This window comes from Embleya sp. NBC_00896, assembly GCF_045207785.1.
Lineage (GTDB): Bacteria > Actinomycetota > Actinomycetes > Streptomycetales > Streptomycetaceae > Embleya.
This window is the reverse complement of record NZ_CP108776.1, coordinates 5686185-5711330: the sequence shown is the minus strand read 5'-3', so window position 1 is coordinate 5711330 and position 25146 is coordinate 5686185. Positions and strand designations below refer to the sequence as shown.

General features: G+C 71.4%; 20 protein-coding genes and 1 pseudogene. 8 read left to right on the top strand and 13 right to left on the bottom strand.

From position 1 onward, the window contains the following. Nucleotides 1-51: 51 nt before the first annotated feature. The 6 genes and pseudogenes from OG928_RS25920 to OG928_RS25895 form a co-directional block, all read right to left on the bottom strand. Complete coding sequence (locus tag OG928_RS25920) at nt 52-300, bottom strand: tyrosine-type recombinase/integrase (RefSeq protein ID WP_406287889.1); 249 nt, start codon at nt 298-300, stop codon at nt 52-54. A gap of 143 nt (nt 301-443) precedes the next feature. Further along, nucleotides 444-677 (bottom strand): annotated as a pseudogene (locus OG928_RS25915) (site-specific integrase); the annotation flags it as partial. Between the two features lie 254 nt (nt 678-931). Next, a complete protein-coding gene (gene ald / locus OG928_RS25910) occupies nt 932-2047 on the bottom strand; it encodes an alanine dehydrogenase (protein ID WP_406287887.1) in 1116 nt (371 codons plus the stop codon). A 198-nt stretch (nt 2048-2245) separates the two neighbouring features. Further along, on the bottom strand, nt 2246-4306 hold the full coding sequence (locus tag OG928_RS25905; RefSeq protein WP_406287885.1) for a tetratricopeptide repeat protein: 2061 nt from the start codon (nt 4304-4306) through the stop codon (nt 2246-2248). Between the two features lie 211 nt (nt 4307-4517). Beyond that, complete coding sequence (locus tag OG928_RS25900; RefSeq protein ID WP_406287883.1) at nt 4518-5165, bottom strand: NUDIX domain-containing protein; 648 nt, start codon at nt 5163-5165, stop codon at nt 4518-4520. A 293-nt stretch (nt 5166-5458) separates the two neighbouring features. Beyond that, nucleotides 5459-6814, bottom strand: coding sequence for a helix-turn-helix domain-containing protein (locus OG928_RS25895; RefSeq protein WP_406287881.1), 1356 nt, complete (start codon nt 6812-6814; stop codon nt 5459-5461). Between the two features lie 220 nt (nt 6815-7034). Between OG928_RS25895 and OG928_RS25890 the strand changes: the two genes are divergently transcribed. Genes OG928_RS25890 through OG928_RS25875 form a run of 4 tightly spaced genes read left to right on the top strand, consistent with a single transcriptional unit; the run spans nt 7035 to nt 11167 of the window. Then, nucleotides 7035-7745 (top strand): hypothetical protein, encoded by a 711-nt coding sequence (locus tag OG928_RS25890; protein ID WP_406287879.1) that lies wholly within the window; start codon nt 7035-7037, stop codon nt 7743-7745. 5 nt (nt 7746-7750) lie between these two features. Beyond that, nucleotides 7751-9073: a UDP-N-acetylglucosamine 1-carboxyvinyltransferase gene (locus tag OG928_RS25885; protein ID WP_406287877.1), complete on the top strand. Its 1323-nt coding sequence runs from the start codon at nt 7751-7753 to the stop codon at nt 9071-9073. Beyond that, nucleotides 9070-10095 (top strand): serine hydrolase domain-containing protein, encoded by a 1026-nt coding sequence (locus OG928_RS25880; protein WP_406287875.1) that lies wholly within the window; start codon nt 9070-9072, stop codon nt 10093-10095. The genes OG928_RS25885 and OG928_RS25880 overlap by 4 nt, the downstream gene beginning before the upstream one ends. Before the next feature lie 25 nt (nt 10096-10120). Beyond that, nucleotides 10121-11167, top strand: coding sequence for a UDP-N-acetylmuramate dehydrogenase (locus tag OG928_RS25875; protein WP_406287874.1), 1047 nt, complete (start codon nt 10121-10123; stop codon nt 11165-11167). Nucleotides 11168-11794: 627 nt separating this feature from the next. On the opposite strand, the gene OG928_RS25870 is transcribed toward OG928_RS25875, so the two are convergent. Beyond that, complete coding sequence (locus tag OG928_RS25870) at nt 11795-12253, bottom strand: ATP-binding protein (protein WP_406287872.1); 459 nt, start codon at nt 12251-12253, stop codon at nt 11795-11797. 218 nt (nt 12254-12471) lie between these two features. Between OG928_RS25870 and OG928_RS25865 the strand changes: the two genes are divergently transcribed. The 3 genes from OG928_RS25865 to OG928_RS25855 are packed head-to-tail and all read left to right on the top strand — an operon-like array spanning nt 12472 to nt 13754. Continuing rightward, a complete protein-coding gene (locus tag OG928_RS25865; RefSeq protein WP_406287871.1) occupies nt 12472-13359 on the top strand; it encodes a helix-turn-helix domain-containing protein in 888 nt (295 codons plus the stop codon). Further along, the gene (locus tag OG928_RS25860; protein WP_406287869.1) at nt 13352-13537 is read left to right on the top strand and encodes a DUF397 domain-containing protein; all 186 of its coding nucleotides are present in this window, start codon (nt 13352-13354) and stop codon (nt 13535-13537) included. Before OG928_RS25865 ends, OG928_RS25860 begins: the two co-directional genes overlap by 8 nt. Before the next feature lie 37 nt (nt 13538-13574). After that, nucleotides 13575-13754 carry a DUF397 domain-containing protein gene (locus OG928_RS25855; RefSeq protein ID WP_406287868.1) on the top strand — a complete coding sequence of 60 codons (180 nt, stop codon included), beginning with the start codon at nt 13575-13577 and terminating at the stop codon, nt 13752-13754. 359 nt (nt 13755-14113) lie between these two features. Here the strand turns inward: OG928_RS25855 and OG928_RS25850 are convergent, their stop codons facing one another. Next, nucleotides 14114-15790, bottom strand: coding sequence for a CTP synthase (locus OG928_RS25850; protein ID WP_406291210.1), 1677 nt, complete (start codon nt 15788-15790; stop codon nt 14114-14116). 681 nt (nt 15791-16471) lie between these two features. Here OG928_RS25850 and OG928_RS25845 point away from each other — a divergent pair. Further along, the gene (locus OG928_RS25845) at nt 16472-18280 is read left to right on the top strand and encodes a glycoside hydrolase family 15 protein (protein ID WP_406287866.1); all 1809 of its coding nucleotides are present in this window, start codon (nt 16472-16474) and stop codon (nt 18278-18280) included. A gap of 242 nt (nt 18281-18522) precedes the next feature. On the opposite strand, the gene OG928_RS25840 is transcribed toward OG928_RS25845, so the two are convergent. The 5 genes from OG928_RS25840 to steA all read right to left on the bottom strand — a co-directional run bounded on the left by OG928_RS25840 (nt 18523) and on the right by steA (nt 24964). Continuing rightward, nucleotides 18523-19656: a glycosyltransferase family 4 protein gene (locus OG928_RS25840; RefSeq protein ID WP_406287864.1), complete on the bottom strand. Its 1134-nt coding sequence runs from the start codon at nt 19654-19656 to the stop codon at nt 18523-18525. After that, on the bottom strand, nt 19640-21487 hold the full coding sequence (gene murJ, locus OG928_RS25835; RefSeq protein WP_406287862.1) for a murein biosynthesis integral membrane protein MurJ: 1848 nt from the start codon (nt 21485-21487) through the stop codon (nt 19640-19642). Before murJ ends, OG928_RS25840 begins: the two co-directional genes overlap by 17 nt. Nucleotides 21488-21738: 251 nt before the next feature. Beyond that, entirely contained in the window at nt 21739-22650 is a 912-nt protein-coding gene (locus OG928_RS25830; RefSeq protein ID WP_406287861.1) for a hypothetical protein, read from the bottom strand. Beyond that, nucleotides 22647-23792 (bottom strand): copper transporter, encoded by a 1146-nt coding sequence (locus tag OG928_RS25825; protein WP_406287859.1) that lies wholly within the window; start codon nt 23790-23792, stop codon nt 22647-22649. The genes OG928_RS25830 and OG928_RS25825 overlap by 4 nt, the downstream gene beginning before the upstream one ends. Further along, the gene (gene steA / locus OG928_RS25820; protein ID WP_406287858.1) at nt 23789-24964 is read right to left on the bottom strand and encodes a putative cytokinetic ring protein SteA; all 1176 of its coding nucleotides are present in this window, start codon (nt 24962-24964) and stop codon (nt 23789-23791) included. The genes OG928_RS25825 and steA overlap by 4 nt, the downstream gene beginning before the upstream one ends. Nucleotides 24965-25146: the final 182 nt, after the last annotated feature.

Sequence of the window (25146 nt, the reverse complement as noted above, 5' to 3'; positions counted from 1 at the left end):
GGACGGTCGCAGCAAGGCGAACCGCCCGACGTATGCAACATGTGAGGCGATCTAGTCAAGCGCCCGAGGGTGGGATCCTGCGTACACCTGACGGACTCCGTCGATGGTTATCAACGTGTAGACCTGCGTCGCGGTCACCGAGGCATGACCCAGAAGTTCCCGGACGACCCGGACATCCGCACCACTGTCGAGCAAATGCGTGGCGAACGAATGTCGCAGCGAGTGCGGCGAGATGTCGCCCGGCAGTTCGGCTCGCGCGGCCGCGGCCTTGAGGACGGTCCACCTGCTCTGCCGTGACAATCTCCCGCCTCGCGCGTTGAGGAAGACGGCGGCAACGGCGGCGCGGGCGGCGCGACATCGCGCGCGACGTCGACCGCGACCAAGCCCTCGCGCACCGCGAACCGATGCACCCCCCGCACCGCGACCACGGCCCGCGCGACCGACGCCTCCGCCAACCCGGACACACGCAACACGCCCGGAAAAGCCGACACATCGCCAACGGTCACATCCCCCGGCACATGCCGCCCGAGCCCCTCCAAATAAGAGAGGTACCGCCGAAGATCCCGCCGATACCCAAGCAACGTGTTCCGAGCCACCCCACACTCGCCGCCCAGGTACGCCACATAGGCACGGATCAACGCATCCACAAGCCCATTCCGACCCGAAAAACACCACATGCCGCACACCCACGCCATTGGGGATGTACGGCACGCAATGCAACAACCAGCCCGACCAAGCCAACTCCAGCCCGGCCGGCGTTTGAGGCCACCTCAGTCGACCAACGCCCAAGGCCACCTTCAACCCCGACCGAGCCAACTCCAGCCCGGCCGGCGCTTGAGGCCACCTCGGCCGAAGGCTGGGTAAAACCAGCCCGGCCGGCGCTTGAGGCCAAAGAGCCCGGCCGGCGCTTGAGGCCGCCCGAGCCCGCCGACTAACCGAGGATGTCCTCCAGCGAAACCGCCGGAAGGCCAAGCGCCTCGCCAACGGCAACATTCGTGAGCTGCCCCTCATGCGTCGACAGACCAAGCGCAAGCGCCCGATCAGCCTTGGCCGCATCCCGCCACCCACGGTTCGCAAGCTGCACGATGTAGGGAAGCGTCGCGTTCGTCAGCGCGTACGTCGACGTGTGCGGCACCGCACCCGGCATGTTGGCGACGCAGTAGAAGATCGAGTTGTGGACCTTGTACACCGGGTCGTCGTGCGTGGTCGCGTGCGAGTCCTCGAAGCAGCCACCCTGGTCGATCGCGATGTCGACGAGCACGGAGCCCGGCTTCATCCGCGACACGAGCTCGTTGGTGATCAGCTTCGGGGCCTTGGCGCCCGGGATCAGCACCGCGCCGATGACCAGGTCGGCGTCCAGGACGGCCTTCTCGATCTCGTACGAGTTCGAGGCGACGGTCTGGAGGTGACCCTGGTAGATCCGGTCGGCGTCGCGCAGCGCCTGGATGTTGCGGTCCAGGAGCAGCACCTCGGCCTGCATGCCGAGGGCGATCACCGCGGCGTTCATGCCGGAGACACCGGCGCCGATGACGACGACCTTCGCGGCGTAGACGCCGGACACGCCACCCATGAGGGTGCCGCGGCCGCCGCCCTGCGCCATCAGGTGGTACGAGCCGACCTGCGGGGCGAGCCGACCGGCCACCTCGGACATCGGGGCGAGCAGGGGCAGCGCGCCGTTGGGCGTCTGCACCGTCTCGTACGCGATGGACGTGGTCCCGGCGTTGAGCAGCGCCTCCGTGCACTCACGACCCGCGGCGAGGTGCAGGTACGTGAACAGCGTCTGGTCCTTGCGCAGGCGCCCGAACTCGGACGCGATGGGCTCCTTGACCTTGAGGATCAGGTCGCCGGTCGCCCAGACGTCGTCTGCGGTGGCGAGGATGGTCGCCCCCGCGGCCACGTACTCCTCGTTCGGGATGGAGGAACCGACGCCCGCATCGTTCTCGATGTAGACCTCGTGACCGTTGCGCACGAGCTCGTGCACGCCGGCGGGCGTGATCGCCACGCGGTACTCGTGGTTCTTGACCTCGCGGGGGATACCGACCTTCACGGCTATCAAGTCCTGTCGACAGAGGGTTGGGCACCGACGAGCCCCGGCATGCGAATGCACGCCGTACCTCGCGGTGTCCCTAGCTTAGTGCGGTTGGAACGCCCCGCCAACCTTACAAAGTGGCAGTGATGGGTCGACCGCTTGTCTATTTCGTAGGTTGCACCCGTGACGACCGATGAGAGCCGGTACCCCGGGGGACTATTCGTCACCCAGGTATCGACGAACCTCGGCGGCTTCGGGCGCGCCCGCGTCCACGAGCAGGGCCAATGCCTCCCGGCGACGCGATCGCGCGTCCCGGACGTCGCCCGCGTCGAGCACCAGTTCGGCGCTCTGCAACAGCGCGAGTGCCTCCAGGCGCTCGTCGCCGGCGGCCCGGAACGCCTCCATCGCGTCCCGGTACACGGCGAGCGCCTCGTGGGTGCGGCCCGCCTCGCCGAGCACGGCGGCGATGTCGGTCAGCACTCGGCCGATGTCGGCGGGGTCGCCGATCCGGCGGCGTACGCCCAGGGCCGCGCGGTGGTCGCGGACGGATTGTTCGAACCGGCCCATCCGCGCGTGCAGCCGGCCGAGGTGCGACAGCACGCGGGCCTGCCCGGCGGCGTCACCGATCGTGCGACGCAGCAGGAGTGAGCGGTCGTACCAGTCGGCGGCCCGCTGCAGGTCGCCGAGGTCGGCGTAGGCGTTGCCGAGGTTGACCATCGCCCGGCCCTCCCCCGCCGGGTCGCCGAGCCCGCGCGAGACCTCCAGGGCCGCCCGGTAGCAGGACAGCGCCTCCTCCAGTTCGTCCCGCGCGACGTGCAGGTTGCCCAGGTTGAGCAGGGCGACGGCCTCCTGCCGGCCCGATCCCGCGCGGCGCGCGGTGGTCAGCGCGAGTTCGTGCAGCTCGCGCACGTCGCTCCAGTGCGCGCGGCGATCCAGGAGGCGGGTGAGCACCGCCACCAGCCGGCGGGTCGCGGCGTCGAGCCCGGCCGCGGCGGCGACCCGGGCCGCGGCGAGCAATTCGGGCCGCTCGTCGCGCAGCCACGCGCGGGCCTCGTCGGCGGACTCGAAGCGCACGTCGGCGCCGGGGTCCGGACCGTCCGTGCCGACGATGATCCGCTCGGCCGAGCGGGCGAGCCGGACGTACCGGTCGAGCAGCCGAACCCGCGCGTTGCGCCGCTCGCCGGGCCGCTCCTCGGCGTCGAGCCGCTCCTGGACATAGCCGCGGACCAGGTCGTGGAAGCGGAACCGCCCGGGCACCGACCCCTGCTCCAACAGGTGCAGCTCACGCAGCTCGGTCAACGACCGGGTCGCCGCGTCCGGCCCGCAGTCGGCGAGCGCCGCGGCGGCGTCCGCGCCGAACTCGCGCCCGGGCACCAGCGCGAGCAGCCGCAGCAGCCGCGCGGCGGAGGGCACCAGTTCGCGGTGGATCAGCGAGAAGCACGCGCGCACCGCGAGGTCGTCGCCGGCCTGCTCGTGCAGCCGCAACCGCTCGGCCCGCAGCCGCCGCCCGACATCGGCCATCGCGTAGCGCGGCCGGGCCCGCAACCACGCGCCGGCCATCCGCAGCGCGGCCGGGTGGAAGTCGCACAGCGCGGCGAGCTCGTCCGCGGCGCGCGGATCGCACGCGACCCGGGTGTGCCCGGCCAGATTGCCGAGCAGCTCGGCGGACGCCCGCACGTCGAGCATGTCGAGCGCGCAGGTCCGCACCGCGGCGGCCCGGCCCAGCCCGGTCAGCGGCGACACGGAGGTGATCACCACCAGCGCGGTCGGACTCTGCGGCAGCAGCGGCCGCAGCTGCGCGGTCCCGGTCACGTCCTCCAGGAGCAACAGGAACCGCTTGCCGTCGAGGTGCTCGCGAAAGAGCCGGATCCGCTCCTCGTGCGCGGACGGGATGGTCGCGGTGCCGAGCGCGTACAACAGGGACTCGAGCACGTCGCCGGGCGGGATCAGTTCACCGCGCGGCCCGGTCAGCCGCGCGTACAGCCGACCGTCCGGAAAGTGCGGCGCGAGCCGGTGCGCGAGCCGCACGGCGAACTCGGTCCGCCCCACGCCCACGGGTCCGGTGATCGCGACGACCCGGTCGCGCGGCAGCCACACGGTCCGGGTGGTGCCCGGATGTTCGGGATCGTTCGGCGCGAGCTGGGCGGGAATCGCCGCCCCGGGGCCGGTCACCCAGGTGTACAGGGTGTCGAGCTCGTCCGCGCGTCCGACGAAGTCGAGCCCGCCGGGCGGCAGTTGGTCCACGATCGCGGGCAGCGCATCGACCGGCGTGCGCATACCGGGAACACGCCCCTCGGCCGTATCGCATACGGCCCCGGACTCCCCGGCCACACCCACCCCAGACGCCCCCTGTCTCAGCCGCACACAGCCCGCAGGCTAACGAACGCGCGGCCGGCTCCGCCGCAGGCTCACCCGATTCGTGCGGAGCAACGCCGGCGGCGGCAGAAAGGGGGGTCGAAAGAAGTGTGAAAGGAGGTGGTGCGAAGGATCAGCTGTACGGTCGCGCGGGCCACGGCGCCTGGGCGTCGCGCAGACCGTCGAGCCCCTCGGCCGACGCCTGTGCCGCCGCCAGGGCCAACGCGCCGGAGGTCAGTATCGGGTTGTGCAGTTCGCCCGCGAGGACCAGTTCGACCGCTTCGGCCAGCGGCAGCCAGGCCAGTTCCATACCGACCTCCTCGTGCTCCACCGCGAACCGCTCCGCCCGCGATTCGGACAGCCCCCGGGCGAGAAACACCCGGATCGCCTCGTCGGAGGAGCCGGGTGTCGTGTAGATGTCGAGGAGCACGTTCCACACACGGGCCTCGTAGTGGGCCTCCTCGAACAGCTCGCGCTGCGCGGCGTGCAACGGATTCTCGCCGGGCACGTCGAGCAACCCCGCCGGAATCTCCCACAGCTTGTGCCGCACCGGATGCCGATACTGGCGCAACACCAGCAGCCGCCCCTGCTCGTCCAACGCGACGATCCCCACGGCCCCGGGGTGCGCCAGATAGTCGCGACGCGCACTGCTGCCGTCCGGCATCTCGACCACTTCACTGCGCATCGACCAGACCCGCCCCTTGAACGGCGTCTCGCTCTCCGCGACGGGCCACGCCTCGGCGGTGTCGACGATCCTCGCCCGAGTGCCCGGGTCGTTCACGATGCGCTCCCCTTCAGCAGCCGCCGGCCGAATACCGCCGTCCGACCGGTCAGCCTAATGCTCCGGGATTCCCCTGCCCGTACCCAACTGGCCGCTCGTCGCGATCGCGATCGCCGTGTCCTACTGGTTCGGCGGCGCGACGTTCGCCTCGAAGGGGGACGCCGCAACCGCCACTTCCACGCGGCCGGCCGAGGCCGCCACACCCGATTCCGCCGAGGCCTGCGCAGGCGACAACCGCGCTCGGGCGCACCCGGAGGCTCGGGGCGCCCCACCCACTGGGTCGGTGGCCTCGGTCAGGCGATGGCGCAGCGTGCGGCGAGTGCGCGGAGTTCGGGCGTGGTGCGTGCGCCGACGAGGAGTCCGGTGACGAGGGCGCGGACGGCGGGGCGGGTGTGGGTTTCCTCGGGGGAGCAGCGTTCGGCGTTCAGGAGTGCGTGCAGGCTCTGGTCGCGGCGCCCCCAGTGGGCGTAGGCGGTGGCGACGTCGGTGAAGTAGCGGCAGCGGCGCTCGACGGTGGGCAGGGTCGCCGGTGCGATGGTGCGGGCTGCGGTGACGGCCGCGCCGGGGTCGCCGGCGGCGTTCTCGGCGGAGATCCGGTGGAGGGTTACGGTGGCGGTTCCGAAGCCGCCGCCGTGGTCGCGGAGCATCACCCCGCCCAGGCGGGCGGCGATGGCGGCGGCCTCGTCGGTGAGTTCGCGCATCCCGTCGCGGTCGCCGGCCCGTGCGGCGGTGTACGCGGCGGACTGCAGGAGCAGTCCGCGTTCGGCGGCGAAGCGCGGGGAGGGGCCTCGGAGGGTGGGGTGGTCGGCGGCGTCGAGGGCGATGCGCATGGCCTGTTCGTGCCATCCGGCCCTGCGCGCCAGGACGGCGAGGTTGCGGGCCGCCTCGGCCGCGACGAGGGGGCTGTTGCCGGCGTGGGCTGTGGTGCGGGCACGGTCGGCGGCCATCCAGCCGAGTTGTGTGTCGTCGAGTTTGATCAGCATGCGGGTGGTCAGCACGTAGACCTCGGCCAGCAGCGCCTGGTGCTCGGCGCCGGCGGTGTCGTCGGCCAGGGCGTGGCCTGCCGCGAGCAGGCGCGGCAGGCGTTCCGTGAGCGCGTTGTAGCGGCCGGCGTGGTAGTCGCCCATGGCCACCGCCAACGCGGCGCGCACCCGCGCGGTGGTGGTTGCTGCCGGTACGTCGTCCAGGCCGAGCATCGCGTCACGCACCCGCGCGACCAGGAGTTCCCCCGAGGCGGGTGTCCGCGCTCCGGCGGAGCCGGCGCCGACGAGCGGGAGGGAGGCGGTGGCCGCCAGGTTCGCCAACAGGCGTCGTCTGCGCACGTTCTCACCCTCTCGTGGTTCCTCGCGCACCACAGTAGGACCCGGCAATCCCGGAAACGATCCCGTCGTTGCCGCATGCGGTCCCGGTAACGCCGGCATCGGCGCGAGCCCGAAGTCCTCGACGGACAACTCCAGCGCGTGGGCGAACCGCCGGATGACCGTGACGTCCGTCAAGGGGGCCAGGCCCCGTTCGTACCGGGAGACCTGCGCGGCGGAGTATCCGGCACGCCGACCGAGTTCGGCGAGCGTCCACGCCCGCGCCAGGCGGGCCTGGCGCACCCGCGTGCCCGAACCCGGACGCTGCCGCTGTTGCCTGGCTGTAGCCACGACGACCTCCTCGCCTGCCGGTACAGGAACTCCCAGTGATAGCACCCGCACACCCCCACGATGAACCGCTTTGCACAACATGCAAATGGTTTGCGGCATGCGTTCCCGACCGGGACGCCGGGGCCCGGTTCGAGGCGTGATGGGACCGCGCGGTACCGCACTTTTTGATCCGCGCCCGAGGCGGTCACAGCCGCCCGGCCCCACCGCACGAGGAGCGACCGTGCGCACCCTTTCCACGCCCCCGCCCCCCGACGAACGCCTCACCACCACCTACTACATCGACCCCAACCGGGCCACGCACCGCTACGTCACCGACGTCCTGGCCCGCTGCGCCCGTGTGTTCGACGTCAAGCCGGCCATCGCCGCCGACCTGGACCACCTCACCACCGACATCGCCGACACCGCCGACGTCCACCCCGACGCGCGGCTGACCGGAGCCGTCCGCGTCGAGAACGGGGCAAGGGTCGAGGCCGGCGCCACGATCGCGGGACCCGTGCTGATCTGCGCCGGTGCCGTGATCGGGGCCGGCGCGGTGATCCGCGACCACACCGTCATCGGCCCCGACTGCCGCATCGCCGGCGGCGCGGAGATCACCCGCAGCCTCCTGGCCGGCCGAGTGCTCATGGTGCACCAGGCATTCGTCGGCGACTCGATCCTGGGCCACGGCATCAACGTCGGCGCGTTCTGCACCACCACCGGCATGCGCGTCACCGGCCCGGTCACCGAACCCGCCACCACCGAGATCACCCTCGTCCTCGACGACGAGCGCATCACCACCGGCCAGACGAAGTTCGGCGCGGTGATCGGCGACGACGTCGCCCTCCCCGCCGGCACCGTCCTCAGCCCCGCCACCCTCATCGGCCCCGGCACGGTGATCTTCCCCCGCAACCACATCGGCGGCGTCCTGCCACGCGGCACCCGAATCAGGTGACCCCCATGACCACAGCCCACCCCGCCACCACGACGACCGAGACGCCGGACGTCCTGCGGATCACCGGCGGAACCCCACTCACCGGCACCGCCGCCATCCAGGGCAGCAAGAACATCGCCCTCCACCTGTACGCCGCAGCCCTCGCCTGCGACGGCCCGGTCCTGCTGCACAACGCCCCGGGCATCATCGACACCGACGTGTGCGCCGCGATCCTGCGCCACACCGGCGCCGAAGCCGCCTACACCGAAGGCGAGTTCCGCGTCGTCCCGACCGGCCGCCCGATCCCCGAGATCCACCCGGAGCTGGGCGGACGGGTGCGCATCACCACCATCCTGGGCGCCGCCGTCCTGGCCCGCGCCGGCCGAGTGAGCATGCCCCGGCCGGGTGGGGACGCGTTCTGCCCGCGCCTGATCGACCGCCATCTCGCGGCGATGACCGAGGCCGGCGCCACCGTCACCGACGACGGCCACACCATCCGGGCCTTCCTCGACCCGCACGGGCCGCGCCCGTTCCGCGTGGATGTGAACACCGCCTACGGCCCGAGCATGGGCGCGACCGTCACCGCCCTGCTGCTCGCCGCACGCGCGCCCGGAAGCAGCCTGATCACCCACCCGAGCGTCGAACCCGAAGTCGTCCACAGCGCCGCGTTCCTCGCCGGGGCGGGCGCGCGCATCGACTGGGCCGACGACGGCCTCCACGTCACCGGCACCGATCGTCTCACCAGCGGAGTCCACACGATCCCCGGCGACCGGATCGAGGCCGCGACCTGGGCAATGGCCTGCGCCGCAACCGGCGGCCACGTTCTCCTCGACGGCATCACCCTGACCGACCTGCCAACTGGACTGATCACACCCCTTGTCGAGGCCGGCGTGACCCTCACCGCCCTGGACCACGCCGTCGTTGTCCTGGCCCCCGACCGACTCCTCCCGGTCACCGCGAGCACCGGCCCGCACCCGGGCCTGCCCACCGACACCCAACCTCAACTCACCACCATGCTCACCCAAGCCCACGGCACCTCCACGATCACCGAGGCGATCTACCCCCGGCGCGACAGCCACGTGACCGGGCTGCGCGCGTTCGGCGCCGACGTCACCACCGACGGCCCCCACATCCGCGTTCGCGGACCCGTTCGACTCAACCCCGCCGACGTGCGCGGCAACGACATCCGCGCCGCCACTGCCTACGTCATCGCCGCCCTCGCGGCGGACGGGACGTCTACGATCCGCGGCATGTACCACCTCCGACGCGGCTACCAACGGCTTCTCCCGACCCTTGCCGCCCTCGGAGCCCACGCCGCCCTCACCGCCCCGGAGAACCAGCCCCCATGAGCCCCACACCGTTCACCCGCACCGACGTTCAAGCCCTGGACGAAGCCCTCGACACCCTCGTCACCAGTGGGGGCAGCCCCGGCGGCATCGTCATCTGCGGCACACAGGCGGGGGAGCGGCACGTGATCTCGGCGGGCGTCGTCGCACCCGAGTGCGGCGACGCCCCGCCCACCGAACACACCGTCTACGACGCCGCGTCCCTGACCAAGGTGATCGCCACCTGGCCGCTGATCGGCCGCGCCCTCGACACTGGGCTCCTCGACCTCGACACCCCCGTCGGCGCTTACCTAGCCCCGATCGCCGGCGACGCGCCCGGAACCGACGCCACCATCCGTCAACTCCTCACCCACACCAGCGGACTGCGCGCCGAAACCCGCCTGGACCGCTACCGCGGCAACCCCACCCCGCTGGCCGAACTCCTATGCCGCGAACCCCTCGAAGAGCCCCCGGGCCGGCACCGCTACCTCAATCGGGGCTTCATCCTCCTCGGCCTGGCCCTGGCCCACGTTCACCAACGATCCCTGCACGAACTCGCCGCCGAACTGTGGACCGACCTCGGGATGACCGAAACCACCTACGGCCCTGTCACCCGGAGCCCGCACGTAGCCCCCACCGAACAACGCCTCACCGGAGCGCCCCGGATCTGGGGCGCCGTCCACGACGACAACGCCGCCCTCCTCGGCGGCATCGCCGGCCACGCCGGCACCTTCACCACAGCGGCCGACCTCGCCACCTACGCCGAACACCTCCTCGCCCCCCAACAACCCCTGCACACCTGGCTCACCGCCTCCCACACAGCACAGGCCCCCATCGAACCCGGCCTCGATCGAGGACTCGCCTGGCTGGTCGCCGACGACGGCCAAGCCGTATACCACCACGGCTGGACCGGCACCAGCCTGTACCTCGCCCCCACCACCGGCCGCTACATCGCCATCTGCACCAACGCCGTCTATCACGGCCCACCCGGCCCCCGCCTCTTCCCGCTGCGCACCCTCGCCCGCAAGACCCTCACCGCCACCTGACACCCCACCACCTCGGAGGCTCACCATGGGTGACCTTCTCGCCGACCACACCACCCTGCGCCTCGGCGGACCCGGCGACCGACTCCTGACCCACACCGACTCCACCACCTGGCCCGACCTCGTCGCGGAACTGCCCTCCCGCCCGTGGGTGTTGGGCGGCGGCAGCAACGTCCTGGCACCCGACACCGGCCACCGGGGCACCGTCGTGGTCATGGCCACCCGCGGCATCACCACCACCCACGGCCCCCACGGCACCGTCGAGGTGACCGCCCAAGCCGGTGAACCCTTGGCGGACCTCGTCGCTCACTCCGTCGCCCACGGCCTCTCCGGGATCGAATACCTGACCGGCATCCCCGGTACCACAGGCGCCGCACCCGTCCAGAACGCCGGCGCCTACGGACAAGAGATCGCCGACACCCTCACCATGCTCACCGCCCACGACCACCACACCGGCCGAACCGTGCGCCTGACCCGCGAGCAATGCCGATTCGGCTACCGCACCAGCCGATTCAAGACCCAACCCGGCCGATTCACCATCCTCGACACCACCCTGCGGCTGACCCCGAGCACCCACGCCGCACCGATCACCTACCGACACCTGGCCCAAGCCCTCGACGTCGCCCTCGGGACCACCCCACCCCTGGCCGAAGCCGCCGCCGGCGTATCGGCCGACCGCGGAGCGCGCGGACTCCTGCTGCCCGCCGACGGCCCCGACGCCCGCCAGGTCGGCTCCGTCTTCCTCAACCCACCCGTCACCGCGAGCCAAGCCGCAGCGGTACGCGCGGCCGGAGGACCCGTCCACCGCACCTCGGACGGAACCCAACGCGCCAGCGCGGGCCGGCTGATCCAACAACTCCGCCACCAACCCGACTCGCCCCTGCGCCCCGGCATCTGGTGCTCGACCCACCGCGCACTGACCCTCGTCGCCCGCGAGCACGCCACCGCGACCGCATTCGCCGGCGCACTGGCCGACCTGGTGACCGACGTGGAAACCACCTTCGACATCCGCCTGCGCCCCGAACCGACCACGCCACACCGACGACCGACACACGACAGCCGGTTCGGACGGTAAGCCCAAACCGTGGGTCCACGAGGTAGCCGCCTCAGTCACCCGAATGTGTCCAGATAAGGACATGCTGGGCCGGTACTCCTTCCAGCCTCCGAAGCTGCCCGGCGGGATGCGCCCGCTGCGTGACCCGGACGCCATCGACATCAGTCGCCCCATCGGACCCTCGCTGCGGATGTGTTCGGGAGGGGGGCCACCCTCCACCTTCTCCATGACCAGGAAAAGCAAGTCCTCGCGCACGCCGCTGTCGTAACACGGTGAACGCCTTCAACGTCGTCACCGGCACGCTGAACCCGGGCGCGTTGGGCAGCTGGACCTGGAACAACGCGCTCAAGGACACCCTCTGCGCGGTCGACGTCACCCCGGTGGCCACGTCCCCCGGCGTGCTCCGCCAGTACGACGTCACCCGAGTCTGGAACACCGACCTGTTCGACCTTGGCGACCCGGTGAGCGCGAGCTCCACTTCACCGTCAAGAAGGTCGGCACCTCGGCCTGCTCCTTCGACGCCTGGCTCTCCCGAACCACCCCGTAGTCCGTGCACACCTCGACCGACACCCCGACATGAAGCAAGCACCGAAGTCGCGTGGGATCACCACCGACGAGCCGAACACTCCCCGGCGCCATCAGTGATCGTCATGACGCCTCCGAAGGCCGATCAAGCACCACCGACCGAGAGTCGAACCCGCCACCGAACAACCCACCCACGCCCACGCCTTCCGCAGCCGACTGCACCCGAAGCCGCGCCGCGACCAACTTTCCACCGGCGGCCCGCATCCACGTGAACCCCTCGGCAAGACCGAGCACGATCGCCAGCCCCCGCCCACACTCGACATCGGGGTCGGCCGGCCGAATCACCGGACACGGCAGCGGGTCGTCGTCCCAGACCGCCATCTCGAACTCCCGCCGCTGCCACGTGAGAATCAGCCGACACTCCTGCGGTGCGCCCGCCTGCGGCTTCACATGCACGACCGAGTTGGTGACGAGCTCGGACACGATCAGGAACGCAACCTCCCTGACCTGCTCCGAGAAGCCGTGCCGTATGCAGAACTCCCCGGCGAGACGACGAGCCGTCCCGACGGAGCGAGTAGACAACGGAAGATCGAACTTCTGGGCACACGGCTGCATGGCAGCTCCCGAGACATGACGCCAAAGAGGAGTATTCGGGCATCACCCACCGCATCCACACGCATGCATTATGTGGCATGAATCACCATCCTCCGATTCATGAAACACGTCAAGTCTCTGAAACAAAGCGCCTGTTGCTCGCGCGCGAACGTGCCCGCGTAGGACACTGTTCGCCGAGGAGGACCATGACCATCACGACGGAAGACCAGTTCAATCTCGGAGTGGAACTCCGACGGCTGCGCACGGGTGCAGGGCACACGGTCCGGAGCGCGGCACCGCTGGTCGGAGTGTCGGGTGCGTCGATCAGTCGCATCGAGAACGGGCAACGCCCCTGCTCCGACGACGAGATCGAGAACCTTTTGGCCACCTACCAGGCGTCGGCCGATCAGCGGGCACAGGTTCTGCGGCTGTTGGAAGCGGCCAAGGCGGGTAGCGCCACAGCAGAGGGGGTCTGGTGGATGCGGTTCGCGGACGTTCTCCCGGCGGGATACCTGGAGTACATCAGGTTGGAGAACTTCGCGAAGCGTTCGACCGAGGCGCAGACGACCGTACTTCCCGGGCTTCTACAGACCGAGAAGTACGCGCGAGAGATCACGAATCGCACGTACGTCGGACCGTCTGCGCAGGAAGTGATCTTCGCGAGACTGGAGCGACAGAAACGCCTGACGGACGATCCGCCTCTCAGCTTCACCGGAATCATCACCGAGGCTTGTCTGAGGACGGAGGTCGGCGGCCCATACTTGATGCGGGACCAGATGAAACACCTGGTGGAACTCGCTCGTCGAGAGAACGTCGAAATCATCGTCATCCCGTTTGCGAGTGCGGCGGGAGCAGGACTCGCCTCGACCTTCACGCTCTTCGAAGAGGTAGGCAGGTGGCAATCGGACGACCAGCCCACCAAGACCGCTCTTTCCGAAGAAGGCGCCATTCTGATGCGGGCGATCACCTGGGACCGCACGTACGTGGAGCGCGCGAGGAACGTGATCAATCACCTGCGGCAAGCAGGGCTCGACCCGGACCAGTCCGTCGAAGTCATCCAGCAGTACGAATCTTTTTGGGGAGAACGTGACTAACAAGATCGAGAAGCTCGCGTGGCGTACTTCGTCGTACAGCCAAAATGACGGCGGCTGCGTCGCGGTAGCGCTGGCGGCGTATGCGGTGATGGCACGTGACTCGCGAGTACCGATGAGTCCGGAACTTGTCTTTCCCGAGAAGTCCTGGGCTGCCATGGTGGATTGCCTGACCGAGTGAAGGTGAAACCGGTCCCATGGAGATGGCGGGGTGAACCGTGAGTTCTGAAGCTCGCCTGAGGTGGAGGAAGAGCCGCTACAGCACGCAGGACACCGACTGCGTCGAAATCGCGCCCAACCGGGAAGCCGTTCAAGCGCGCGACTCCAAGGTGGCTTCGAGCCCCGTCCTGGGGTTCGGCAAGATGCCGTGGGCGCGCTTTGTGAGTGCGCTGAAGTAGCAGCCGTTCCGACGCCGAGAAGCCACCCGCCCGACGTTCGAGCGGGTGGCCGACTTCGGCTCGGAGCGCACCCAGCATGCCGCTGAGCTGCGGCGGCCTGATGTGGGCCACGGCGGTGACACGCTCGGCCATACCACCCGCACCGGCGCCACCGACGACGGCCGCGCCGCCGCGATCGCCGTCACCACCGACATGCCGCCCGTCGCAACGGGTCCCGCCCACCTCGCAGCCTCCTGGACACCGCCGTGTGCGGGTGAGGGTCGGTCGCGGTTGGCCGGCCGCCTGCGGCAAGAAAGCCACCCGCCCGAGCATCCGGGCGGGTGGCTTCCTTGTGTCGTTGGTCGGGCGCTAGCGGGTGGTCAGGACCTGGTCTCCGCGACGCGGTCCTCGCCCTTGATCCGCCGTACCGCTGCCGCGACCAGGCCCGCGAAGAGCGGATGCGGCCGCGTCGGACGCGACTTCAGCTCCGGGTGTGCCTGAGTCGCGATGAAGTACGGGTGCTGCTCACGCGGCAGCTCCACGTACTCCACCAGCCGCCCGTCGGGCGACAGGCCCGAGAAGACCAGCCCGGTCTCCTCGAGCTTGCCCCGGTAGGCGTTGTTGACCTCGTAGCGATGCCGGTGCCGCTCCTCGGACTGCGCCGCGCCGTACACCTCGCGCGCGATCGAACCCTCGGCCAGCTCGGCCGTGTACAGGCCCAGCCGCATCGTGCCGCCCAGGTCGCCCTGCCCCGCGACGATGTCGAGCTGGTCGGCCATGGTCGCCACCACCGGGTGCGCGGCCTCGGGGTCGAACTCCAGCGAGTTCGCGCCGTCGAGCCCGGCCAGGTTGCGCGCCGCCTCGATCACCATGCACTGCAGGCCCAGACAGATGCCCAGGGTCGGGATCCGGTGCTCGCGGGCGTACGCGATCGCCTGCACCTTGCCCTCGACCCCGCGATCGCCGAACCCACCGGGAATCAGCACCGCGTCGCAGTCGGCGAGCTCGCGCGCCGCGCCCTCGGGCGTGGCGGTGTTGTCCGAGGTCACCCACTTGATCTTGGTGCGCACGTTGTTCGCGAAGCCGCCCGCGCGGATGGCCTCGGTGACCGACAGGTACGCGTCCGGCAGGTCGATGTACTTGCCGACCAGGGCGACCGTGACCTCGCGCTCGGGCTGATGCACCCGGCGCAGCAGGTCGTCCCACTGGGTCCAGTCCACGTCCCGGAAGTTCAGGCCGAGCCGGCGCACCACGTACGCGTCCAGGCCCTCGGAGTGCAGGACCTTGGGGATGTCGTAGATCGACGGGGCGTCGATGGCCGCGACCACGGCCTCCTCGTCCACGTCGCACATGAGCGAGATCTTGCGTTTGATGTCCTGCGGCACCGCGCGGTCGGCGCGCAGCACGATCGCGTCCGGCTGGATGCCGATGCTGCGCAGGGCCGCGACCGAGTGCTGGGTCGGCTTGGTCTTCAGCTCGCCCGACGGGCCGATGTACGGCAGCAGGGAGACGTGCAGGAAGAAGACGTTGTCGCGGCCGACCTCGTGGCGGACCTGGCGGATCGACTCGAGGAACGGCAGCGACTCGATGTCGCCGACGGTCCCGCCGACCTCGGTGATGACGATGTCCACGTCTTCCACGGCCATGGCCCGGATCCGCGACTTGATCTCGTTGGTGATGTGCGGGATGACCTGCACGGTGTCACCGAGGTACTCGCCGCGCCGCTCCTTGGCGATGACCGTCGAGTAGACCTGTCCGGTCGTCACGTTGGCCGAACCGTGCAGGTCGACGTCGAGGAAGCGCTCGTAGTGGCCGACATCCAGGTCGGTCTCGGCGCCGTCGTTGGTGACGAACACCTCGCCGTGCTGGAACGGGTTCATCGTCCCGGGGTCGACGTTGAGGTACGGGTCGAGCTTTTGCATCGTGACCCGCAGGCCGCGCGCCTTGAGGAGCGCTCCGAGGCTCGACGCGGTGAGCCCCTTGCCGAGCGAGGAGGCGACGCCTCCGGTGACGAAGAGGTGCTTCGCCTGCCGGGTGCGACTGGGCGTCTGAGGCACTGCCAAGGAGGGGCTCCCGTGGTTGCGATCGAGGGGATTTCGAAGGGGACGCTGCTGGGCCGATGCGGGCCCGGAACAGTCCCACCAAGTCCACGGGATACCAGCCTAACAGCGTCCGGGTTCGAGGTCTCGCACCCGGTGCGGAACAACTGCGACACCATACGGCGATTGCCCAGAGTGACAACGCACGGGAGATTCCGGGCACTTGTCGACGGATCGGCCGAGTCGGATTCCACGCAGAGTCAACGAACCGATCGACCATCGCAGGCACGTTTCAGCGCCGACGGCGCACTATGCTACGCATGCGACGCGCGAGCCATGGTCTCCGTTCGTCGCCGCCTTCGCACAGCGGAACCACACGCCCGCGACGGGCGCGCGTCCCCGACGAGACGACACACCCGACGGGGCGACACAGCAGGAGCAATTCCAGCAGAACCGGCCGAACCGGGTATCGCTCCCGGCGGTCGTTCACGCGCGCTTGGTGCACTCTGGAATGAACCGATCAACCGCTGATCACACCATGGCGGTCCGCGCCCGCAGTACGCACGAGTCCGCAGGACGTACGAATCCGCACATCGCACGATCCGCAGGACGCACCGCCCCAAGCACGCACCTCCCAGCAGTACGCACAACCAGGACGACCGGCACCATCAGGACGACCAGGAACGGAAAGCGTTGCCCGTGACCAGCCGCATCGAGGACTACGCCCTCATCGGGGACATGCAGACCGCCGCTCTCGTGGGCCGCGACGGCTCCATGGATTGGCTCTGCCTCCCCCGCTTCGATTCCCCCGCCGTGTTCGCCGGCCTGCTCGGCACCGAGGAACACGGTTCGTGGCGGGTCGCGCCGCTCTCCGGCGGGCCCGCGACCCGGCGCCGGTATCGCGACGATTCGCTCATCCTCGAATCGGAATGGGAGACCCCGCGCGGCACCATTCGGGTGATCGACTTCATGCCGCCCGCCGACGCGCTGGTCGGCGCGCCGGTGGTGGTGCGTGTCGTGGAGGGCGTGTCGGGGCGGGTCCCGGTCCGCTCGGAACTGCGGATGCGCTTCCACTACGGCAAGGTCGTGCCGTGGGTGCGCCGTGAGGAGGACGGGCGCACGGTCGCGATCGCCGGGCCGGACGCGGTCTGGTTCGACAGCGACGCGGAGACCTACGGCCGCGGCCTGACCACGTACTCCGACATCACCCTCGGCGAGGGCGACCGGGTCACGTTCAGCCTCACCTGGCACCCCTCGCACGTGGAACCGCCGCTGCGCACGGACGCGCTCGCGGCGCTTGTGGACACCGAGGCGTTCTGGGCCGACTGGGTGACGCGGTGCTCGTACACCGGCCCGTGGCGCGAGGCGGTGGTGCGCTCGCTGATCACGCTCAAGGCGCTCACGTACGCGCCGACCGGCGGGATCGTCGCGGCCCCGACCACGTCGCTGCCCGAGGACATCGGCGGCGTGCGCAACTGGGACTACCGCTACACATGGCTGCGCGACGCGGCGATGACGCTGGGCGCGCTGCTGAAGACCGGCTTCGTGGACGAGGCCAAGGCGTGGCGGGACTGGCTGCTCCGGGCGGTCGCGGGCGATCCGGAAAACCTCCAGATCATGTACGGAATCGCGGGTGAACGTCGGCTCACCGAGTACGAGGCGACCTGGCTGCCGGGCTACGAGGGCTCGCATCCGGTCCGGATCGGCAACGCCGCCGCCGAGCAATTCCAGCTCGACGTGTACGGCGAGGTCGTCGACGCGCTGCACCTGGGCCGGGTCTCCGGCATGGAGGGCAACGACCACGCGCACGCGCTCCAGCTCAAGCTGATGGACTACATGGAGCAGCACTGGCGCGACCCGGACGAGGGCATCTGGGAGGTCCGCGGGCCGCGCCGGCACTTCGTGCACTCGAAGGTCATGGCGTGGGTCGCGGTCGACCGCACGATCCGGATGCTCGTGGACGACGCGATGGAGTCCGACACCGAGAAGATGCTGGAGCACCTCAGGGGCGTGCGCGAGGAGATCCACCGCGAGGTGTGCGCGTACGGGTACGACGCGGACCGCAACACGTTCACCCAGTACTACGGCTCCACCGAGCTGGACGCGTCGCTGCTGCTGATCCCGCAGGTGGGCTTCCTGCCGCCGGAGGACAAGCGGGTGATCGGCACGATAGAGGCGATCCAGCGCGAACTGACCGAGGACGGCTTCGTCCGGCGCTACCCGACCAACGGGACGAGCGTGGGCCTGGACGGCCTCCCGGGCGACGAGGGCGCGTTCCTGGCCTGCTCCTTCTGGCTCGCCGACGACCTCGCGATGATCGGCCGCGTCGAGGAGGCGCGCGAACTCTTCGAGCGCCTGCTCGCACTGCGCAACGACCTCGGCCTGCTCGCCGAGGAGTGGGACCCGCGCCTGCAACGCCAGGTGGGCAACTTCCCACAGGCGTTCAGCCACGTGCCCCTGATCGACACCGCGCTGCGGCTGACGGCGACAATGCGGGCGGAGGACTAGCGGGGCCGACCGCGGAGCGGCCGGGAGTGCGTACGGGTTCCGGCCGTTCCTGCCGCGTACATCGGACCAGGCACCCGCCGAGCCGACCTACCCCCAGCCCGTCCGGCGATTGAGGACAAGCAGGCCGCAGGCCGGCGCCGCGACCGCCCGGGCAGCGGGTAAGGCGCCCGGCCAGGCCAACCCACCCGAGCCGACCAACCCCAGCCCGTCCGGCGCTTGAGGACACGCGGGACGGCGCCGAACTACACCGGGCCGAGTTCTTCGTAGATGCTCAGGACTTGGGCGATGGTTTCGTTCTCGTCCGGCCATGTGCCGGCCTGGGCCGGCCCCGCTTCGGACAGGAACGTGCGGCGGTCCGCGTCCCCGAGCAGGTCCGTGACGGCCCCCGCAAAGGCCTCGGCGTCGTCGTACGAGACCAGCACGGCCGCGTCGCCGACGAGCTCGGGGACTCCGCCGACCGCGGTGGCCACCAACGGGACGCCCGTCCGCAACGCCTCCTGGGCCACCAGTGCGCGGGCCTCCCAGCGGCTCGGCAGCACGACCACGTCGGCCGCACCCAGCAGGTCGGCGACGTCCGTGCGATGGCCGAGCAGCCGGACCGGGAGCGACTCGGCGTCGATCCGGGCCTGGAGCTCGTCACGCAGGGGGCCGTCTCCGGCGACGACGAGCAGCGGCACGGGTTCCCGGTCCTTCCACCGCCCCACGGCGTCCAGGAGCACCGGGTACGCCTTCTGCGGGGCCAACCTGCCGACGGCCACGAGCAGCGGCCGGTCGCCCGCCGCGAACTCGGTGCGTACGGCCGCCCGATCCCGCCCGGCCGGCGGCAGCGGCGGCGCCGACACCGGACCGAGCCGCGCGTCCCTGGCGCCGAGCGCCCTGGCCCGATCGACGAGGTCGGCCGACGCGCCCAGCACGACGTCCGCGGCCCGGACCGCCCGGCCTTCCATGGCCCGGGTCAACATGCCCTTGGCCCCGCCGGCCAACACGGCGTTGTGCAGCGTCAGCACCAGCGGCGTACGGCGCACCCGGTGCCGGCCGAGCGCGGAGCCCGCGACCAGGCCCGCCCGCAGCCCGTGCGCGTGCACCACGTGCGCGTGCGCGCACGCCTCGCGGAGTTCGCGCGCCGCCGCCCGATCCGCCGGCCGCGGCGCCACGCCGATCTCGACCGCCCGGAACCGGGCCCCGGTGCCGGCGAAGTCGAAGTGCTCCTCGGTCGCCGCCGGTCCGCACACGGTCACCGCGACCCCGCTCCGCACCAGCCCGGCCGCGAGCGAACGCACGTGGGCGCCGATCCCGCCGGTGGACGTGGCCAGCACCAGGACCGCCCGCAGCCGGGCCGGTTCGGCGCGCTCTCGCGACTCAGTCGTCGTGTCCACGTCGCTGCTCCCCTTCCGTATCGGCCGCACGCCGCCCGCGCAGCACGGCCTTGGCGGCCTCGCCGACGGTCGCGAATACGACTCCCGCGAACACCAGGGTGCCCACGATGGCGGCAACCGCCGCGATGATCAATGTGAAGACGATGCCGCCCGTACCAAATGCCCGCGACACCACGAATCCGACCGCCCCGCCGACCCCCGCCGCCACGACCGCGCCGCCCGCCACCCGAGGCAGCCCAACCGACCCGACGGCAACAACCCGGCCACGGCCCCCACCGCCGACCGGCTCGGCCGCCGCCGCGCCCGCGCCCCCATCGGGGCCCCGTCCCGCCCCGCTCGCCTTCCGCGGCGCCGGGCCATGTGGCCGCGAGCCCAGTGCTCGGGGGCCGGCCGTTCTCCCGATCGCGAAGAGCAGGAGCAGGCCCGCCACCGTCATGCCGATCGAGTTGCCCAGGCCCAACGCGGCCACCGTCCAGCGGGCGGGGAGGGCGTAGGCGAGGGCCACGTCCGCGAGGACGACCACACACCAGCCGGTGACCACGCAGCCCGCGGCGGCGCGGCCGTTGCCGGAGGCGTTGAGGGCGCGCCCGAGGTGGGCGATCAGCGCGTAGCCGATCAGCCCCGGGGCGAACGCCGCCAGCGCCCAGGCCATCTGCGCCGGCTCCGTGGCGCCCGTCATGAACAGCGCGAAGAAGCGCCCGAGCGGCGCGGCGGTCGCGAGCACGAGCGCGGTGCCGGCCGCGCCGACCAGCAGGACCGTACGCGTGGTCGCGGCCACCGCGTCCGCGAACCCGTCCCGGTCACCGTCGTGCGCGTGCGCGCTGAGCCGTGGGAACGCGGCCGTGGCGATCGGCACGGCCAGCACCGCGTACGGCAGCAGGTAGACCATCCACGTGGTCTGGTAGACCACCAACGACCCGTGCGCGCCGCGCCCGTTGGCCAACAGGATGACCGCGATCGCCGCCGCCTGCTGCGCGATCAGTGTCGCGACGCCGGCCAGCGCGAGGGTGCGTGCCCGCCGGGCGACCCCGTCCGGGAACCGCAGCGTGGGCCGAAGTCGCAGACCGGTCGCGCGCAGCGGTACGACGGTGACCAGCGCGAGCGCGAGCACGCCCGCCGTGGTGCCGAGCGACAACGTCAGCTCGGCCCCGCGCGGGATGTCGGCGAGGTTGTCGAGGTCGACGTCGTACAGGTTGGCGAACAGCAGGTACGTCCCGGCCACGACCAGGCTGGAGACGAGCGGCGCGAGCGTCCCGGCCAGGAAGCGGTGATGCGCTTGGAGGATGCCGCCGGCGACCACCGCGATCCCGTACAGGAGGATCTGCGGCAGGAACACGAGCAGCATCCGCGTCGCGACGTCCGCGACCCCGGGCCCGTCCGCCTTGCCGGCGAGCAGCAGTTCGGTGATCGGCCGCGCGAGCACCGCGCCGAGCAGCACGATCGGGGTGAGCACCAGGACCACCCAGGTCAGCAGCGCCGACGCGATCCGGTCGGCGTCCGCACGGGCGCCCTTGGCCACCGGCCCGGCCAGGACCGGCACGACCACGCTCGCCAGCGCCCCACCGGCGACGATCTCGAAGACGATGTTGGGCACGGAGTTGACCGTGCTGTACGCGGTGCCCAGGACGGTGTCGCCGATGGTCCCGGAGAACACCATCTGCCGACCGAACCCGGCCAGGCGGGCGAACACGGTGACGATCCCCATCAGCACGGCGGCGCCGGCGAGACCGCGCATGACGTGACGGGAGCGCGTGGCGCCCGCGCCCGGGGCGCCGTCGGCGAGCGGCCCCGAAGCCGCGTCGGACGCGGCGGCCACGTCGTCCGCGCTCACGCCACCGGACTCGCCGTCCCCGCCCGCCGCAAGCCGTGCGCGTGCGCGTCCACCACCGGACCCGCCGAGGTACCTACCGCCCACCGGCGAATCCGCGTCGGCCGTCCCGGCGACCCCGGCCACCGGATCCGAATCCAGATCCGAATCCCGAGCGCCCGACACCTCGGCCGCCCCGTCTCGCGGGTCCCCTTCTCGCGGGTCCCCGTCCCGCGCGCCGCGCGACCGATGCGCCCGATGCGCTCCGTCCCTGGTCATGCCGGCGCGACGGCCCCCTCGGCACCCTCGGCCGTGGCGGCCGACTGCTTCGGCGGGGGTGTCGGCGCCGGGCGGCGGCCGAACATGTCGACCGCGTTCAGGGCCCGGTTGCCGGCGATGACCTTCGTGAAGCTGACCTTCTCGCTGGCCGCCGTCAGGCCGGCGATCAGCAGCGCCTTGGCCACCAGGCCCTTCCGCGAGGAGCGCGCCGCGAAGGCCACCCCCAGGGCCGCGCCCAGCGCGTTGGCGCCCGCGTCGCCGAGCATCGCCTGCTCGCCCAGGTCCTCGGGCAGCAGCGCCGCCGCCGCGCCCATCGGCGCCGCCGCGAGTGCCCCCGCGGGGCCGCCGCGGAGCAGCCCGGGCGTGCCCGCGATCAGGACCGCCTTGGCGGCGCGGCCCGGCCGCAGGTCGAACAGGTTGATCAGGTTGGCCGTACCCGCGATCACCAGGCCCGCGAGCAGCTTGTCCGCCGGCCGCCGCTGCACGAGCGCGCCTGCCGCGAGGCCCGCCACGCCCATCCCGACGATCTTGACGCCGCCGCTGGTCACCTCGCCCTTGGCGAGCGCGCCCAGGTGGCCCTTGAACCCGCGTCGGTCGGCCGACCCGGCCATGTCGTCGTACGTCCCGACCGAGGCTCCCGCGGTGGCGGCCAACACGCCCGCGGCCCGCCACCGGCCCGGCACCCCCGGCGCGCACGCGACCGCGACGGCCGCACCGACCGCCGCCGCCGGACCCTCGAGCAGGGTCAGCACGTCGCCGCGGTGGTTGCGCCGCTCCCACAGCGCGGCCTCGCCCGGCGGCCGGCGGGTCAACGCGGCGTACGCGGCCCGCGCCGCGCCGGTCGCGGCCAGTGCGGTCACGAGCCGGCCGGCCCGGCCTCGACGGGATACGGCGGCGGCCTTCGTCACGGCGTCTCCTTCAGCGGCGGTTCCTCCGGCAGCGGGCCGCTCGTGCTGCCCGTGAGGCCGTACTGGCCCGAACTGCCCTGTCGGTCCTCGATGACCAGCGCCCACACGATCGCGACCGTACCGGTGGGGCTGTCGGCGGTGTCCACGGTGGAAACGCTCTTGGCGGTCTGATCGTTACGGCGCAGCGCCCAGATCACGCCGTTCTCCTGCGCGGCGGACGCGGTGCCGACCATGACCGTACCGTCGCCGCCGCTGTCGAGGGCGCGCACGAGCGACAGGTGGATGTTGTTGATCCGCCCGGGGTCGTCGCCGCTGGGGGCCCCCGACGGCGCGACGATCAGGACCAGGTCGGCGCCGGTCGCGGGATTGTCCTTGACGTCGATGAACCCGGCTTCCTTGAGCCTGGTCAGCGCCTCGGCCGCGGCCTGCGTGTTGTGCGTGGACGACGTGTTCGTGCCGGTGGTGTTCTGCCCGCCGGGGGTCTGTCCGCCGGGCGGGGTGGAGGATCCGCCGCCGTTCTGGGGCGTGCTCGGCGTGGACGCGCCGGACGTCCCCGTGGCGGGCGCGCCACTCGCGGGCGGCTGCGTGGCGGGCGTGCCTGGCGTACCCGACGTGCCGGTGCCGGGGGTGCCGGGCGTGCCGGGCGGCGGGGTCTTCTCGGTGATCGCGCCCGCGAGCACGCGCGCGGCCCGATCGGTGGCGGAGCCACTCGTGCCGGCCGCACCCGTGGGGCCGAGCGCGGTGACCAGCTCCGCGTCGCGCTTGGGGTCGGTCCACGCGCCCTTGATCGTGACCTGTCCGGTGACCGTGGCGTCGGCGGAGTCGAGCAGCTTGACCATGCTGTCGGTCAGCTTGGTGTCGGCGCCGGGCAGCGCGACCACGACGGCCTTGTGGCCCGCGAGCCGGCGGTCGACCAGCGCGGGGGAGACCGTGTTTATGACGCCGTTCAGGTACTTCTGGCCGGCGTTTGCCCGGTCGAGTTCGCGCCGCAGCCCCTCGTTGTTCCGCGCCAGGTCCTGGACCTGTGTGTCGAGCCCCGACACGGCCGCCTCCTTGAGGAAGGACGCGCCGAGCACGAGCCCGACCGAAAGGGCCAGGAAGACCGCGATGATGGAGACGACGTGATATCTGAAGTCGATCAACTGAACAGTCCCTGGAGCCAGTAGACGAAGGCGTCCCACTGTGCCCCGAACACGTGGAAGTACGCGCGCCCGAGCGGGGTGACCCGCACGGTGACCGCGATGGTGACCAGCGCGGCGAGGCACAGCATGAGCAGCGAAGTCGTGGAGATGCGGCTGCGGTACAGGCGGCTGACGCCCTTGGCGTCCACGAGCTTGCCGCCGACCCGCAACCGCGTGAGGAATGTACTCGCCATGCCGGCCCGGCCCTTGTCCAGGAACTCGACGAGCGTGAGGTGCGTGCCGACCGCGACGATCAGACTCGCGCCGCCGTCGTCGGCGAGCAGCATCGCGATGTCCTCGCTGGTGCCGGTGGCGGGAAACGCGATGCCGTCGACCCCGAGTTCGTCGAGGCGTTCCATGCCGGGCGCGCGGCCGTCGCGGTACGCGTGCACGATGATCTCCGCGCCGCAGCGCAGCGCCTGGTCGGAGACCGAGTCCATGTCGCCGACGATCATGTCCGGCTTGTAGCCGGCCTGAAGCAGCGCGTCCGCGCCGCCGTCGACGCCGATCATCACCGGGCGGTATTCGCGGATGTAGGGCCGGAGCGCGGCGATGTCCTCGCGGTAGTGGTAGCCGCGGACGACGATGAGCACCTGTCGGCCGTCGATCCGGGTGCGGATCTCGGGTACGCCGACGCCGTCGAGGAGCAGTTCGCGCTCCTCGCGGATGTACTTGAGGGTATTCTCGGCGAACGCCTCGATCTGCTCGGAGAGCCCCGCGCGGGCCTTCTCCATGGCGGCGGCGACCGATTCCGCGTCCAGCAGCGTGCCGACGGCGATCGGGTCGTCGCCGCGGTAGAGGACGTTGTCCTCGACCCGGACCAGCTCACCCTCGCGGATCCGGTCGAGCACGCTCCCGCCGACGGCGTCGAGGAGCGGTACGCCGGCCTCGACGAGCAGTTGCGGCCCGATGTTGGGGTAGCGCCCGCTGATGCTCTCGGCGGCGTTGACCACGGCGGCCGGCCGACACTTGACCAGCGCCTCGGCGGCGACCCGGTCGAGGTCGCCGTGGTTGATGATGGCGACGTCCCCGGGCCGAAGCCGCTTGGTGAGGTCCTTGGTACGCCGATCGACCCGGGCAAACGAACCGGTGACCTCGGTGTGCCGTCGACGACGAAGCGCGGGAATCCTCACCAGCGCAATCCTGCCATGGGCCGTATTCTCCGGCGGATCCGCGGCCACCCAATACGATCGGCCGACCCCTGCCCCGACGGCAGGCGTCGATCGGGGGCCGAACGCCGGTGGCCGGGCGGTGCGGCGCATCGGGGTGGTCGACGGACGGCCACCGTGCCGCGCTCCGGGCCGATCGTGGATCC